Annotated in this window: 14 protein-coding genes; 6 read left to right on the top strand and 8 right to left on the bottom strand. The window is 35.2% G+C overall.

Annotated elements, in window-relative coordinates; translation table 11 throughout:
- Positions 1–59: 59 nt before the first annotated feature.
- From AB3U99_RS04015 to AB3U99_RS03985, 7 genes are all read right to left on the bottom strand, one after another.
- Positions 60–983, bottom strand: a complete 924-nt coding sequence (locus AB3U99_RS04015; RefSeq protein ID WP_400245652.1) for an ISL3 family transposase — start codon at positions 981–983, stop codon at positions 60–62.
- 467 nt (positions 984–1,450) lie between these two features.
- A complete protein-coding gene (gene minD / locus AB3U99_RS04010; protein WP_400245650.1) occupies positions 1,451–2,233 on the bottom strand; it encodes a septum site-determining protein MinD in 783 nt (260 codons plus the stop codon).
- Between the two features lie 2,005 nt (positions 2,234–4,238).
- Positions 4,239–5,222: a response regulator gene (locus tag AB3U99_RS04005; protein WP_400245648.1), complete on the bottom strand. Its 984-nt coding sequence runs from the start codon at positions 5,220–5,222 to the stop codon at positions 4,239–4,241.
- A complete protein-coding gene (locus tag AB3U99_RS04000) occupies positions 5,215–7,185 on the bottom strand; it encodes a sensor histidine kinase (protein ID WP_400245646.1) in 1,971 nt (656 codons plus the stop codon). Before AB3U99_RS04000 ends, AB3U99_RS04005 begins: the two co-directional genes overlap by 8 nt.
- Positions 7,186–7,539: 354 nt before the next feature.
- Positions 7,540–7,752, bottom strand: a complete 213-nt coding sequence (locus tag AB3U99_RS03995; RefSeq protein ID WP_400245644.1) for a hypothetical protein — start codon at positions 7,750–7,752, stop codon at positions 7,540–7,542.
- A 180-nt stretch (positions 7,753–7,932) separates the two neighbouring features.
- Positions 7,933–8,232: a recombinase family protein gene (locus AB3U99_RS03990; RefSeq protein ID WP_400247957.1), complete on the bottom strand. Its 300-nt coding sequence runs from the start codon at positions 8,230–8,232 to the stop codon at positions 7,933–7,935.
- A gap of 56 nt (positions 8,233–8,288) precedes the next feature.
- Positions 8,289–9,164: an AraC family transcriptional regulator gene (locus AB3U99_RS03985; RefSeq protein ID WP_400245642.1), complete on the bottom strand. Its 876-nt coding sequence runs from the start codon at positions 9,162–9,164 to the stop codon at positions 8,289–8,291.
- A 275-nt stretch (positions 9,165–9,439) separates the two neighbouring features.
- Between AB3U99_RS03985 and AB3U99_RS03980 the strand changes: the two genes are divergently transcribed.
- The 6 genes from AB3U99_RS03980 (at position 9,440) to AB3U99_RS03955 (ending at position 14,872) form a co-directional block, all read left to right on the top strand.
- Positions 9,440–10,309: an alpha/beta hydrolase fold domain-containing protein gene (locus AB3U99_RS03980; RefSeq protein WP_400245641.1), complete on the top strand. Its 870-nt coding sequence runs from the start codon at positions 9,440–9,442 to the stop codon at positions 10,307–10,309.
- Positions 10,310–10,411: 102 nt separating this feature from the next.
- On the top strand, positions 10,412–11,152 hold the full coding sequence (locus tag AB3U99_RS03975) for a DUF554 domain-containing protein (protein ID WP_400245639.1): 741 nt from the start codon (positions 10,412–10,414) through the stop codon (positions 11,150–11,152).
- A 62-nt stretch (positions 11,153–11,214) separates the two neighbouring features.
- Complete coding sequence (locus tag AB3U99_RS03970) at positions 11,215–12,051, top strand: PRD domain-containing protein (RefSeq protein ID WP_400245637.1); 837 nt, start codon at positions 11,215–11,217, stop codon at positions 12,049–12,051.
- A gap of 15 nt (positions 12,052–12,066) precedes the next feature.
- On the top strand, positions 12,067–12,579 hold the full coding sequence (locus AB3U99_RS03965) for a PTS glucose transporter subunit IIA (protein ID WP_400245635.1): 513 nt from the start codon (positions 12,067–12,069) through the stop codon (positions 12,577–12,579).
- Between the two features lie 24 nt (positions 12,580–12,603).
- The gene (locus AB3U99_RS03960; protein WP_400245633.1) at positions 12,604–13,353 is read left to right on the top strand and encodes a ChbG/HpnK family deacetylase; all 750 of its coding nucleotides are present in this window, start codon (positions 12,604–12,606) and stop codon (positions 13,351–13,353) included.
- A 112-nt stretch (positions 13,354–13,465) separates the two neighbouring features.
- Positions 13,466–14,872, top strand: a complete 1,407-nt coding sequence (locus tag AB3U99_RS03955; RefSeq protein WP_400245631.1) for a subtype B tannase — start codon at positions 13,466–13,468, stop codon at positions 14,870–14,872.
- A gap of 387 nt (positions 14,873–15,259) precedes the next feature.
- Here the strand turns inward: AB3U99_RS03955 and AB3U99_RS03950 are convergent, their stop codons facing one another.
- Positions 15,260–16,075: an MBL fold metallo-hydrolase gene (locus AB3U99_RS03950; RefSeq protein ID WP_400245630.1), complete on the bottom strand. Its 816-nt coding sequence runs from the start codon at positions 16,073–16,075 to the stop codon at positions 15,260–15,262.
- Positions 16,076–16,082 lie beyond the last annotated feature (7 nt).

Genomic DNA, 16,082 nt, shown 5'->3' with positions numbered 1-16,082 from the left:
TGTTAATAAAATATGACATCTATTGGCTAAGCTTATAGAGCCGGAATAATTTTGGTTCATCACCAAAATTCGGGGATGACAAAATTAACGCCCGGTTTCCAAGCGAAGTCGCAGGAAGAGATGGGCCCGTCGTTTCGGTAGCCAAAACCACGTCTTTTGATAAGCTTAATTTTATTATTCGTTCCTTCCATGATGCCATTTGAAAGTGGCGAAACAATGGTATCTAGTAACGCTTGTTCACGTGCAATCAAAGTTTTGGCTATCTTTGAAACGGCACCACAAACATGAAATTGATAGCGTTTAAACCATTCTTTTAATCGACATTTCGCCTGTATCATCGTTGTTGCTTTAAGGACATAACGGATATGATTTAATGCTTGATAAATGTGCTTCGTATGTAAGTCTTCCTTTTGCCATTCAGCCACAAACCCACGCTCTTCCGCTGTTAAGTCTTCTGTTTTACATGCTAAACAGCGATCGATAAAACGTGATTTATGATGTTTCTTCGCTTCCCCTAAATATCGTCTACGTCTTTGGAGGGCATCCGTGAAAAATTGGACGAGATGAAAGCGATCCAGAACATGAATGGCAGATGGAAACACTGTTCGAATCGCATGAGCCATTGCAGGAGCGAAATCACTCACAACAGCCCGAATGGTACCAGTTATTTTCTGTAAAACAGACGTAATCGCTTCTTGATCTCGATGTGGAACAATGGCCAAAATACGTCCTGTATCCGCGTTTAATACACTTGTCGCATAGTTGTGTCCTTTTCGAAGTGCAAATTCATCCACACAAATATGCGTGGCGGATTCTTCCACTAATTGGTCGGCTGCGTATAAGTAAAACCAACGTTCAACGGTTGTATATGGGAGATTGTATTCACACGAAACATCCTTAATCGAACGGCCCTGACATCGCTTTACAATTTGACGACGAAATGCCTCTGTCGAAGAACGAACAAGTCCTAATCCATAAGTCATAGGTGAAGGTGAATCCACATTCTTTACAACGTTGACGAGGCACCAAAAGCTCGATCCAAAGAACACCAATATGCCAGGCATAACCGTGGCGAAAACGACGTCGGCTCTGATCATGACGAACGGTATGTCCTTGGCAAATCGGACACGGGATCGTTTGCGGTGATATTTCTACTGGGAATATATTCGGCTCCTCATCAGTTGGCAAAGAAAGTGTAAAAAAAGATGGTAATGGTAAAATCAATTTGATAAACTGGTTGTACAAAGCGAAAACTCCTATCGTGGTTTGTCTCGACAACAATTACGATGCGTGAGTTTTCGCTTTTCTTCTATACTAAATGTAAATTTATTGATTTTTTACGAGGTCAACCCCAAGTTACGGTGATGAACCAATAAATTGTCGTTTTTTAATCATTTGTTAAAAAATTATTACAACCTAATTTAAGATCGGTATAATTGAACTACAGACACTAAAAAAACCAATAGTTTTTTTTAAGCCTAACATTTTTCATTGAAACATATTCCCTAAATTGATTATTAATTAAATTCCTTGCCATATGACGAAATCTAAGACCAGACTCCTTTGATGGATCAAGAGCAATGGGTACTCCATTATGAAGAGAAAGAACAACTTCAATATCCTCAAAAGTAGTTCCTAATACTTCTAATTGTAATGTGGATAATATATTTCTATTTTCTATATTGTCCACATTACTATACATATCTCTTTTTAACATATTAATAATCAAAACTGGCTTAACAGAATGTAACTGTTCAATTATTCCAATCACTCGATCTGCATCCTGAATTGAGGTACGATCTGGTGTAACTACAACAATTGCTTCATGGCTTGCATCAAGTGCATTTCTAAACCCGTGTTCAATACCTGCTGGAGAATCAATCAGCACATATTCGAAATCTTCTGCAATTTTATTTACCGCTTCCTTAAACACTTGAGAAGATAAATCCGATACCAAGTATTCCTGACTTCCAGGAATAAACGCCAAATTAGGCACTCTTTTATCTTTTATGATTACATGTCTTAATTCACAAATCCCTTCAATATAATCAACAATATCATAGACAATTCTATTCGAAAGACCCAATGGTATATCTAAATTCCTTAGTCCAATATCGGCATCAATTAAACAAACTGCCTTACCTTGTAAAGCTAAAGACGTACCTAAGTTAGCAGTTACAGTGGTTTTCCCCACACCACCTTTACCAGAGGTTATCGTAATTATACGGCCCACTACTCTAGTCCTCCCCTTTTATTCTGAATCATTTCCCTTGTGATTTTAGAGTTTTTTCAGATTCACTTTTATTGTATTTCAAGGCATCTTGCACCCGGATTTTCAGCTTTTTTTTCTTCATTTGACTTATTTTGTTTATTGAAAGTTTTCTTGCTATATATAGATATGAAATGACTACTATGATCAATATCATACAAGTCCCTCTTATATTGAGATCGAAGAATCTCTGAACCACATTTATCATTACTTCACGTCCTAATGTAACATCGCAATCGTACGAACAAAGTTATTTGTCTCTAAAACAAAAGAAAAATTACAAAATGATAACTAACCGAATAAGTTCTACATAAATTTTAAAAGTCTGTGTAATCACGCCTTATTTCATTCAAATTTATTAATCTCTTTATTATATATCTCTTTATTCTTATTTTTTAGTAGATTGTAAGCTTCGACCATTCTTGTTAATACGTTCATTTTCACTTGAGGTTTTATGTAAGGAGAAGATACTATACTTATTGTCAAATCAATAAAATTAGAATCTTTATCCACATTTTTCAACAAACTGTACACATCGGTTTTATGTTCTGACATTACGGTTATTTGTCCTTTCTCTAATTTATTTTACAGAACTTAACAAAATGGTCTCCGTGGTTTACCACCAATTTCACTCCATTATTTTCCTACGTGGAGTTCTTTGAAAAATCTAATTTTCACCAATCTGAAAGGTGTCCAAATCTCTTTTAAATATAATAAGGCATATACTCACCTGCTTTTTGACAATATTCAAACTAATATTCTTTATGTGTATTAATAGAAAAAACCTCAGAATACTATCAATCATTAACAACTAGATAAGAAATGGGTAAAAGTCATACTATTTACCTATCTCTAAACACACAGTACTCCATATAGAGAACTTCGTAAAGAGACTTGTACATATTTTGTTGAAAATTGTCGTTCCTAAGTGAATTTCTTAGAGATGTTAAAGGATGTCCAATTAAATAATATATTTCTCAGGGGGCAATAGTTTACTCATACCAAAATCTAATTGCCAAAATACGACCTTAAATCCCCTTGCTTTATACATGATCGTCTTCAATGTCGTAGTTAGTTTGACAAACCGTCTTATAAAAATAAAGCTATTTAATAGTAATATGTACTTAGAAGCTTTTATATCGTCCGGATTAACCAAAGATTTGCCGTTATTATCATTATTCTTATCTATATAAGTTACTTCGACCTTTTTTTCCACATCGGACGAATCAATCACCATAAATTATAAACTTATGAATCCCACTAATTTTACATTTTTAGATTTTTTTAACCATTCCATTAATAGTTCACACCTTTTTAATACTAGCTATATGAATAATCATATTTTGCAACATGTAAACTAATTATAATTAATCCATTTTCATAAAATATATTTAATAACGACTTCAAAATAATCGCCACAACTTTTTTCCTTAATAGCGGCATTAGTACACCAATATATCTTGTATTACTCTCCCAATCTTTAGTAGTCTTATTTCATAAAGAAATTGATCTTTTTGCAGTATAATATAATAATATATTTTTTCTGATAGGATCACACGCATCCAATGCAGGTTGTAAAGTCCATAAATTCACTTTATCATCCACTTGGATAGCAGTGGTAATTAAATTCATGAAAGGAATACTAAGTTATCATCGTGCTATTACATCAAAATAAATATTAATTTATCCTGAATTATTCACAGATTTTATAAAATAGGCATTATCGCCTAACTAATGGGCTTTCTCGTAAATCGTTTGTGTACTTAATAAATGAAAAAAGAATCCATTTCTGATAAGGTTAAATCACCACAAGCTCCCCATTTAACGGAATATAAAACATACTAAAACAACATCACAAAAACTACTTCTCAAAACTATATCAAACCAACCTTACATTTTTCTTACATGAACATCGACCTCTTAACAAAAAAACAAGCTCTACACAATGAAATGCAGAGAGCTTGCCTTTTCATTTTTTTACAATTAGTTGCTCAAAGTCTTCTTCCCTTACCTTATGTCTAACGGTGTGAAACAAGTTCTCCAACTGATCAAAACGTTTATTTTCCCCGTAATAATTGGCAACGACTTTTACAAGGTTAACAAAATCTTGGTAATATCGCTCTCTATCATTCATACACCATAAGTAATCTTTTTCTTCAAATAAATCACCTTGATATAGTGAAATGACTCTTTTGAATTCGTCTAGATTATGATCATTAACCCTTAACCTTTTCTTCATAAAGCGATCGAATTCTATTACATCACAGTACGCATCTGTAAGTTCTATTCGATAGATACTATTTTTGCTCGTCACATTAACTTTAATCCCAACATTTTTCAACATTTTTTTCAATCTGAATATCATCGTATATAAATTTTGAAGGGATTTTTCTATTGAAGAATTTTTCCATAGAATATCTGTAATCACCCACTTACTGATACCTTTCCCTCTATTTAGGATTAACAAAGCTAAAAGCTCCTCGATTTTCCCCGTTAAAAAATCAATATTGTTACCATTCACTCGTAAATGCACGTTACCAAATAAATTTATCTCTCCACGTTCAGTACTCTTTTTTTCTTCTCTCCCTTTTTTCTGATAAACTCTACTCACAATCTCATTGATTGAATGTGGATCAACAGGCTTTAAAATATAATGAATCGCATTTAGCTTAAACGCATGGATCGCATACTGCTCATAAGCCGTCACAAAAACAATTTCCATATCTTCATTTTCATTTGATTCTATTAATCTTGTACCAAGTTCAATCCCGTTTAACTCTGGCATATCGACATCTAAAAACACTACATTTGGCTGAAGCTTTGGAATTTCTACTAAAGCCAATTCAGGATCCGTAAATGTACCAATTACTTCTATATCCTTTGTTTCACTAATAATTTTTCCCAATAGATTTAGTACGAGGATTTCATCATCGACCAATACTGCCTTAATCATCATCCGCCTCCTCACAGCTTTCCTTGACAGGAATAGTAAAATACACCTTTGTCCCGCTTCGATTCGCATCAAAATTCAACTCAACCTGATATTCATTTCTTAATCTTGTATAAACATTCGTTAAACTGATTCCATTTCCTTGTGATGAATTCAAGTCACTTTCACCATTTTTTATACGAACAACCTGTTCAATATCCATCCCTTTTCCGTTATCTTCAACACTAATATAAACGGATTGATGCTGCTTTTTTATCGTAAGCTTCACTTCACCACCATCTTTATTTTTTAAAATGCCATGCCTAATTGCATTTTCAACAAGTGGCTCAATCACTAATGGTGTAATTCGAAGTGCTAATACATCATCGGCTATATCATAAGTAACTTTGATTCGATCTCCAAATCTTGCTTTTTCGATTTCAACAAAGGCTTCGATTAGTTTTAACTCATTTTCAATCGTAACGAAATCTGTTTTTAAGTCTAAATCAAAGGAACGTTTCAAATAATTTGATAAATCTGTAAGCAGCTTTCCTGCTTTTTCTCCATTCGTATAGCAAAGACTAATAATACTACTTAGCGCATTAAACAAGAAATGCGGCTTGATTTGTGCTTGTAAAAATGCAAGTTCATTTCTTTGGACTTCTTTCGTTGTTTGATCCAAAGTAGAAAATGTTTCAATTAGCTTAATTGATAGTTCTTCATTTTTTTTATAAGAAATGGTGTATCTCAAAATTAATAAAATCGCAAGGGCAATGCTATAGACTGCTACTGTTAGAATAGAAACAAACATGTCTATTTTTAAGCCTAAGCTATATAGGATCATATCAAACCAAAATAAAAAGATACTAAATACAGAAACGATGAGCGTACTATGTTCCAATTCGTTACTTGAAGGTACTTTATTTTTGAAAAAAAGTAAAAATATCCGTAGCCATATGAAGAAGAATATGAATATAACTAAAATCATGTAGAAGTTTAACGTTGTTATATACACCTCTAAAGGCAATGTCAAAACAAACACGAGAAACAAACTATATAAGCCAATAAGAAAATTTCTCATTTTAGTTGGTAAAAAAACATTATTTATCTTATTCACAACAATCCAAACCGTAATGACAGAAAGTCCACTCATAAAATGCCCAAAACGGAAAGTTAAGTCTAATGTTAATTTTGGAAATATAATCGTTATAATTCTCTCACTATAAATACTATTCATAACACCAATAATAAGACAACTAAGTGCAAGAGGTAATGTTACTGGCTCTTTTTTTCGATAATCTTTACTTGCTAAAAATAAAAACAAATAGAAAAATCCAATAACCAAAACAACTAAAATCATTGCAAATTCAAACATGACTTTTCGGATATGCTGTTGCGATAATTCCTTTTGGTGACCAAAGATGATTGGTTTTGCTATACCACCAACGATGTATTCATGATTAGCTGCTTGAATGATGATTTCAGCTGTTGTATCCTCAAGTTCAAAGTAAACAACGTCTGAATTATTTCCCGCCACACTTCCATCAAGACTCTTTGATACAATGCCATCTGTGATTATTAACTCCCCATTAACAAATATTTTACTGGAGTTTCTTATATTTGCTTTTTTTAGACCAAAGTACTTTGTCTTAGGAATATTTTTTAAACTCACCCGATACGTAGCATAACCCTTTTTAGCATACGTATTGCCCTCTAGATCCCTTAACCAGTTCCCTGGAACATAGGCATACTGAAAATCAGATAGATTATGATGTATGAAATCTGTCGGATCTAAAATTTGATTCCAATAAAATTCCCACTCACCATTAAGTGCAATCACACAGTTATGATCAAAATCAGTTTTTGCAAGATCCAACTCACCTTGTTTAATGTAGGATGTCTTCTCCAAGGCATTGATATAATAAAGGATAAGAACGATCATTGTTAAAAGGGTTCCTACAATAAAAAGGATTTTTGTTCGATTCAAATGCAACTCCCCTTTCTCTTGGTAACAGCGTTATTCTTTCTTATACTAGGGTCGAGCGTTGAAATAAGCCAAAAAGATTGATATCATGCAGCAACTTCAAGAGGATGTTATTTCTCTGCATTGGAGTATCGTAATAGGTTAATTCGTTTAACAACAATTATTTCAAATATAAAAAAAATTTACAATACTTATTAAACAATATGGCCATATCGTTTAATAAGTTTTACTGACTACTTTTAGCTCCCTTTCTGCTCGTTTGTTAAATAGTTACATACTGACTTTATGTTGTATGGATTTACTTTAAACAAAAAATAGCCCGTTAAGGCTAACTCACCCCAACCGGCCAATAATATTCTATTCAATTCCACACTCTACATCCGTCCCATCTAGCAAACTCACAATAATTATTGATCCTTCAAACACAGTCAGCTTTTCAATCAATTTAAAATATAACTCCAAGTCAAACTCTGTAATTGAATTTGCATTCTGAAAAAGCTCAATAAACTGTTTTGCTCTGTATTTTACTAGAAAATTGCCACTGACATCTTTTCGCTGCCATTTCTGCATAAAGTGTTCTTTATTTTCTAAAATGGTATTAAAAGTGTGAACAAATGCTTGATATAATACCCTATCATCAATATGTTTATTTTGTCACTTTACTTCGCCTTTGACCTTATACTTCTCATTACATCTCCAGACGACCCTTCTAAGATTCTCATCAGTAGAATTCCAAACCTTTCTTCCAAATTAGCTACCACAGTGTCCGCATATAACTCTTCCTGCGAAAGGGTTATCTACCGTAGCATAATCAACTTTTACAATCCCATGTTTCTCTGCAAAGGTTCGCCTTCTCTCCATTTTTAGCTGAATCGCTTCCCACCTATCTTTTGAGATGATCGCTGGATGGCTTTCTTCAACATAGTACCTCGGAATTTGGCCGGTATTTTGTACTCTCTTTTTCGTCAGATAATCGACCGTATAAGTCTTCTGAAGAAGAGCATCACCTTTATACTTTTCATAATTCGAGGCGTCACTGTGACAGAGAATTAAATCTCAATTTTTTTGTGTCTACTTTCTTGACAGAAGACCAATATACTTTTCTATTACTCCATACTTTCTTTAGAGTGATACTTAATCCGGTACTGAAGAGGCGTGTCTCCATATACTTCCTTAAATGCTTTACTAAATGCTTTTTTGTTAGGGAATCCAACCATTTCGGTAATCATTTCTATTGTATCATTGGTATTTAGCAGCAGTTGATAGGCCTTTTGTAATCTAACCTGGAGAATATATTGAGGGATGGTTTCCCCCATATATTTTTTGAAAATTCTGGATAAGTAGCCTTTTGACAAATGAAATGTATCGGAAATATTCGCCAAGCTCAGATTTTGGTCATGATTGCTCTCTATATAAGAAGTTATTTCTTCTAGATAAGTAAAGTGCTTTTTGCCAATAAAAGAGGCGGGTTCATTTGTCTCGTAAAAGTAGTTGGTAAGTATATATAAAATATTAAAAACTAGACTAATAGCTTTCAATCGAATAGGATTGGAAAATTCATTTTTACTACATTCATATAGTTCTTGAAAGCTTTGTTGCATTTTATGGTAATGCTCTTTTTGAACATCTGTCATATCCAGTTCTATTGTATTTTGAAAGCGGAAGTCTTCAATATCAATGGAAAAAGTGTTCAAAAACTCTATTGGAATCATCAGAGTTAACGAAACCCTTTCTTGTTGATTTTCAAGCTGAATACCATGGATACAATATGGGTTAACAATGAGAATATCACCAGGTTTGGTAGTGTAGTGGTTCCCGTTAATATAGTAGTCTTCGATTTTTCCGCAAACAGTGTAAGAAACTTCTAAAGACTTATGCCAGTGCTTAATAACTGTACGTTTTTCTCCTGTGTTATGAAGTAATAATCGGAATGGTAATCCTTTGTTAGGTGTGATTGTTTGGTAAATGAACGGATCAACCATGATTCCCCTCCTTCGATACGCTTGTAATCTAGTAAATTATATCATGGATATAGACTATTTGTATAAACGATAAAAGATTCCTTTTTGCCCTTTTTTAGTAAATTATTGTCCTTGTTCCATCTAATTAAACTGTTTATACTTCAAGTATATTTACTAGTTTAGATATTCTTATCTTCTTTGGATAAGAGTAATATTTCCCCTTTATTTAGTAGGTTGTTGAATATCAAAATGATAAAGAATGCTAGATTTAAAAAGCAATTAGGAGGTATTGACGAATGAGACCGCTGATTGATACGAGCAAATATGAGAATACATTATTAAATATAAGCTATGGGGATGTATCTGAGACATTAAAGCTAGATATATTTTATCCTGAAGAAGGGGATGGCCCTTTTCCTGTTATTGTTTCGATACACGGTGGGGCATTTAAAAAAGGGGACAAGCTTAATGGAGAAATGATAGAACCAATGCTTCATGGATTGGCAAAAGGCTATGCAGTAGTTGCCGTAAATTATCGATTAAGTGATGAAGCCAAGTTTCCGATTCCAGTGAAAGACATCAAAAGAGCGATTCGGTTTATAAAAGCAAATCGTAATCAATATAATTTGGATACGAATCGGATGGTAGTATGGGGTGGTTCCGCTGGTGCATACATGGCACTGATGGCTGGCTTGTTTGAAGATGCTGAACTATTTGATGATGAAAACGATCCAAACCTCGATGTAAAAGCCAATGTTCAAGGGGTAGTAGCCTGGTTTCCACCTGTAAACTTTTCAAATATGGACAAGCAGCTTGAAGAAAGTGGACTATTAAGAAACTATCCTGACCATGATGCGGATGATTCGCCTGAGTCCTTATTTCTAGGCAAGCCACTGACAGCTGCTGGTTTGTTATTAGATAGGTCAAATCCAGAAACATACATTCATCCAGACATGCCTCCAATGTTTATTCAACATGGTAGGGCAGATAAGATTGTTCCATACCAACAGTCGAGAGATTTTGTTCAAAAAGTGAAGCAGGCAGGATTAGAAGAAAAGGTTCATTTTGAAATAATCGAGGACGTTGATCACGGTGATGAAAAATTTGAGACAAGTGAAAACTTAGATAAGGTATATGCCTTTATTAATCGTCTACTAAAAGGTTGAATCTACAAAGAAAAATCGACCCTGAACTGGTAGTAGTTCTACTGCTAGTTTAGGTTTATGTTATGTAAATTATGTCCAAACGATCGTTCCAACTATGGAGGATTGAGAAACGAGAAAGGAATGATCATCATGCCAATAGGTCCAATAGTGAATGCGTTGGCTGTATTTTTTGGGGGGATTATTGGCGCTTATTTAAGTGATAAAATTCCTGAAAGATTAAGGGTTGCTTTACCTCTAACCTTTGGTGCCGCCTCGATGGGGATGGGGGTTACGTTAATTGTAAAACTAGACTCTCTACCACCAGTTGTTCTTTCCTTAATTATAGGTAGTGTTATTGGTGAATTAGTCCAATTTGAAAAAGGGATTGAATGGTGTGCAAATAAGGTGAAAGATCCGATAGAAAAAATCTTTTCCAGCAATAATACGATGGAATCTAAAGATTTTATGGAGAAATTTGTAGGGATAGTCGTTTTGTTTTGCGCAAGTGGTACGGGGATATTTGGTGCATTAAATGAAGGAATGACAGGGGATCCTTCCATATTATTGTCAAAATCATTTCTAGACTTTTTTACAGCTATTATTTTTTCTACAGCGCTAGGGTATATCGTATTAACGATTGCGCTCCCTCAGGTCGCTATTTTGTTAGGCTTATTTTTCAGTGCTGGTTTAATCTTACCAGTAGTAAACGACGCGTTAATTGCTGATTTTTCTGCTTTAGGTGGCATTATCATGCTTGTCACAGGATTTAGAATTTGTGGGATTAAGGCCTTTCCAGTTGCAAACATGTTACCAGGGCTAATTATTGTAATGCCAATATCATCGCTTTGGTCCCATTTCTTTTAAAGTTATGTTTATTATCAAGCGTGTTTTTTCATTTTCTTAGAATTGGTAAAGGAGTAGTTTTTATGAGGGCGATTAAGAAAATTAATAATAATGTAGCCATATGTGTTGACGACAATAAAAACGAACTGATTGCCTTTGGAAAGGGAATTGGATTTCCTGTAATGCCTTATGAGATTAAGGATTTGCGTTTGATTTCCAAAACGTTCTATAAGGTTGATAAACGTTTTTATAGTCTGATTGAGGAAATACCAGAGGATGTATTTGAAGTTGCAGCACTTATTGTAGAAAAAGCCCAAACAACATTAGATTGCTACTTAAATCCTAATCTTGTTATTAGTTTATCAGACCATATTAATTTTGCCATTATTCGAATGAATCAATATAAAGAAATGCAGATGGTGTTCTCTTATGATGTGGAACAGTTATATCCACAAGAAACGAGTCTTGGAAGGTATGCGGTAGAGCTTATAAAATCCAAATTAAATGTTAGTCTGCCAACTAGTGAAATTATCAATATTGCCATGCACTTTGTGAATGCAGAGGTGGAGAAGGTACCCGTGGCAGACGGGAAAGACCAAGAAGAATTAATTCTAGAGGTAGCCAAAATAATTGAGGATTTCTTTTCTGTTCCGATAGATAAAAATAGCTTCAACTACCACAGATTTGCCATGCATATGAGGTATTATTTAAAACGCATTGAAGATAAGACTCAGTATATTGATGATAGTTCATTAGTCGTTGGAGCGATGAAGGAAAAGAATCCACTCGCTTATGAATGTGCATATATGATTAGTAACTTTATTGATGAAGAATTAAAGTCGGAAAGTACAGAGGAAGAAATCCTTTATTTGATGATTCATATAAATCGAATAATAAACACTGCCAACATGAATGATTAGGAGAGGAATAAAACGATGGGGATATTTAAGAAGTTATTAAATAAAACACAGGAAGAATCACTAGTATTGGAATCGGAAGAGAATTGGGTGTACGCTCCAATAGAAGGAGAAATCATTCCTCTTAACGACATTGCAGATGGTGTATTTTCAAAAGGGTTGCTAGGAAAAGGATGCGGCATTAAACCTTCTGACGATAAGGTTTATGCACCATTTGATGGTGAGGTTATTATGATTGCTGCTACAAAGCATGCCATTGGATTAAAAAGTAATGATGGCATTGAATTATTAATACATGTCGGAATGGATACGGTAAAAATGGAAGGCAAAGGCTTTAGACCAGAAGTGAAGCTTGGAGACAAGGTAAAGTGTGGCCAGCTTTTGATGACTTTTTCTATTGATGATGTGGAAAAGGCAGGGTACTCCACAACAACAGCTGTCATCGTATCTAACTCGGAAATATATACTGAGTTAGAAGTTTCGCTACAAGGTGTTGGATCAAAATTAGAGAAATTGATCCATGTATCTTAAACAAATATAAAGAAGCAAGTTAACATGAAGAAATTATTAATGAGAGCAGATGACCTAGGTTATTCAGAAGGGGTCAATTATGGGATAGCGAAAAGCGTAAGAGAAGGGATCATCGGGAATGTAGGCGTTATGACCAATATGTCCACGGTTGTACATGGATTGAACCTTTTGGGAGATACAGAAGTATGTCTAGGATTACATACAAATATCTGTGCGGGTAATCCTCTTACAGATCCGTCTCGCATATCAAGCATTACCAATAACAATGGGGCGTTTAAATCATCATCGGAGTATCGATTGGCACAAGAAGATTGTGTCGTCCTAGAGGAAGCCATTCTTGAAACGGAGGCGCAATTAAAGAAATTTATTGAACTAGTCGGTAAGCGACCATGTTACATGGACGTACATGCGATTGCTAGTGATAATTTCCTAATGGCGGCAGAGATAGTGGCGAAGAAGCATGGTATAACCTATTCTCCGTTTTCGATTGGAGAGGGAAAGATTAAGATAAAGGATACAGATGTTTATGTTTCTATGGATAGCATGAAGCCAGATTATGTGCCATTTTCATCGTTAAAAAGGAGCGTGCAGGATGTGCCAGAGGATGGGTGTATACTGTTTGTCTGTCATCCTGGTTACTTGGATGGATATATCTTAAACCATTCTTCTCTGACCATACCTAGACCACTCGAAGTAGATATGCTGTGCGATCCTCAGACATTAAAATGGGTAAAAGATACTGGAATAGAACTAATTACGTATGAAGACCTATGATTTTGGAACAAATCAGAACGATGTTATGTGAATGTTACCACAAATTAGATTCATAATTTTCCATTTTATTTAGCTAGTAGATTCTGTAAGTCAGTAGTTAAGGAGGAAGGAAATGGGATATAGCTTAGATTTTAACCAAAGCAACTACGAAACAAAAACACTAACACTGGATAATCAAACGATAGAATACAGAGCTTTTGAAAAGATTGTTTATGTGGAGTATCCAGTAGATGTTCAATTTCACACGATGAATATCTATGTTCCTGACGCGTACTTCAAGGGGGAGGCTATCGGACCATATACAAGCGATCGTGCACCTATTTTGCTTATCAATACAGTAGGAGGCTATAAACCTGGAGAACCAGGAGGACCTGGGCAAGGAAGGTTTGGAGAAGCGAATGCGGCATTCTTTGCTTTAAAACAGGGGTATGTGGTTGCTATGCCTGGTGTCCGTGGGCGTTCCTTACAGGATGATAATGGACGAAACATTGGAGTTGCACCAGCTGCCATCATAGATTTAAAAGCGGCAGTTCGTTATTTAAGACATAATCGAGCAGTCATTCCAGGAGATACAGAAAAAATTGTTTCCAACGGTACTAGTGCAGGTGGAGCCTTATCATCCTTACTGGGGGCTACTGGAAATCATCAGGATTATGAACCTTATTTAGAAAAAATAGGTGCAGCTAAAGAACGAGATGATATCTTTGCGGCGTCTTGTTATTGCCCCATTACTAATTTAGAACATGCAGATGCAGCTTATGAATGGCTATTTCATGGATTAAATGATTATAAGAAGAAAAAAATAGAAAGAGTCAATGGTGAGATAAAAAAGACTCCGATTGAAGGCACAATGAGCGTAGACCAAATCACCCTCTCTGCTGAATTGAAACGCAATTTCCCACCATACCTAAATAGTCTGGGCCTAAAGTCTAGCAATGGAGAAACGTTAACCTTAGATGAATCTGGAAAAGGTAGTTTCCAAAAGCACGTTCAATCATTTCTCATCGATTCTGCAAAAACGGCATTGGCAAAAGGGGAAGATTTGTCTGAATTAGAGTGGATAACGATTAACAATGGGAATGTCATCGATCTTGATTTTGGTCAATTTATTCTATTTGCTACAAGAATGAAGCCGCCCCTTGCTTTTGATGATATTGAATTAAAAACACCAGAAAACGAATTGTTCGGAACAGCGTCGATAAAAGCGCAACATTTTAGTGCTTTTGCTGAAGAGCACACTCAGGTTGATGGTTCACTTGCAGATGCTACTATCATTAAGATGATGAACCCAATGGACTACATAGGAAGTTCGGAAAATGTTACGAGCTCACATTGGCGAATTCGCCATGGGTCAGTTGATCGAGATACTTCCCTTGCCATTCCAATTATTTTAGCAACTACTTTAATGAACAAAGGATATAATGTCGACTTCACGTTACCTTGGGGACAAGGACATGGCGGCGATTATGACCTGGATGAACTGTTTGCTTGGATAGATAATATTGCTTTGAAGAAATGATCGGCATTGCTTTAAAAAAACGTAGCTTCTCCTTAAATGAAGAGTTACGTTTTTTTTTGTTCATAAAAGATGAGGGGAATTTCGTTAAGATGGGCACAATTACAAGGTAATCCTCACTTCAGCTAGCAGGTTCTAGAAGGTATTCCTGCTTATGCTGTGGCATTGGTAGGGAACGGTACAGTAGTTTAGAAGTGGTAACAGGAGTAAAGATAACTATTATTGTTTGGGCTATGGAGGTTTAAGGACGTAGATATAGGAATAGGAGGATGAATTTCTTAGAAAGATCTAATTCAAGTCGTTATCAGAGGGTAATAACTTCATATAAAAAAGGCAATCAATCAATCGGATCAGATTGTGATTGCCTTTTTTGACTAGCGTCATACCAAATTATCTAATTCTATCAGGGTTATACATAATATTCCCGACTTCCTCTTCAGCTGAATCAGTATTTTCATTTCTTGCTATCAAGCACTTCATTCCATGAAAGTTCCCAGCTATCTTATCATCTGTTCCATTAAGAATCCTTTCACACAATTCGATGTTATTTTCTAACAGGACTTTAGGCGATTCAAATGTTCCGTGGTACCTGAGAATTCGGTCAAATGCACTCTCGTATTGCTTTAGATGGAGTAAGTGTTGATAGTATTCTTTAATAGTTGTACTTTCAAGGAAATGGAGTAATGTATGAACACCACATGCATCCCCGAAGATAGCAGTTTTTTCTTCTCGTATTAAGAATACTAACTGGCCTTGAGTATGGCCTGGAACTTCAATTATTTCTACGCTTACCTCACCAATATTAAAGACCATACCTTCAGAAAGTTCTTTATATGGTTTTACCCTAGAAGGAATCATATCTTCCGCTCGCCACTCTTGTGGAGGGAGGACCGGACCATTTTTAATTTCCGCTATGCGTTTATCTAACGCACAATGGTATCTCTCTAACTCTAAATCGGCAGAAGGTAAATATACATCATCAAATTGGGCGCTTCCTCCTGCATGATCACAGTGTCCATGTGATAGTAACACTTTAAGTGGCTTATTGCATATGGAATCAATATATGCTTTTAAATCACCGCATCCCATGCCTGTATCTAGAAGAAGAGCGCCTTCCTTACCTTCAACAAGGTATATACAAACACCAAATGGCGTATGGATTCGAGTGATCCTATCTGTCACCTTTTCGGACGTGAAATAAGACATTTTATCC

This window comes from Niallia tiangongensis (genome assembly GCF_044704065.1).
GTDB classification, from domain to species: domain Bacteria; phylum Bacillota; class Bacilli; order Bacillales; family Cytobacillaceae; genus Niallia; species Niallia tiangongensis.
This window is presented reverse-complemented; position numbering and strand designations above follow the sequence as displayed.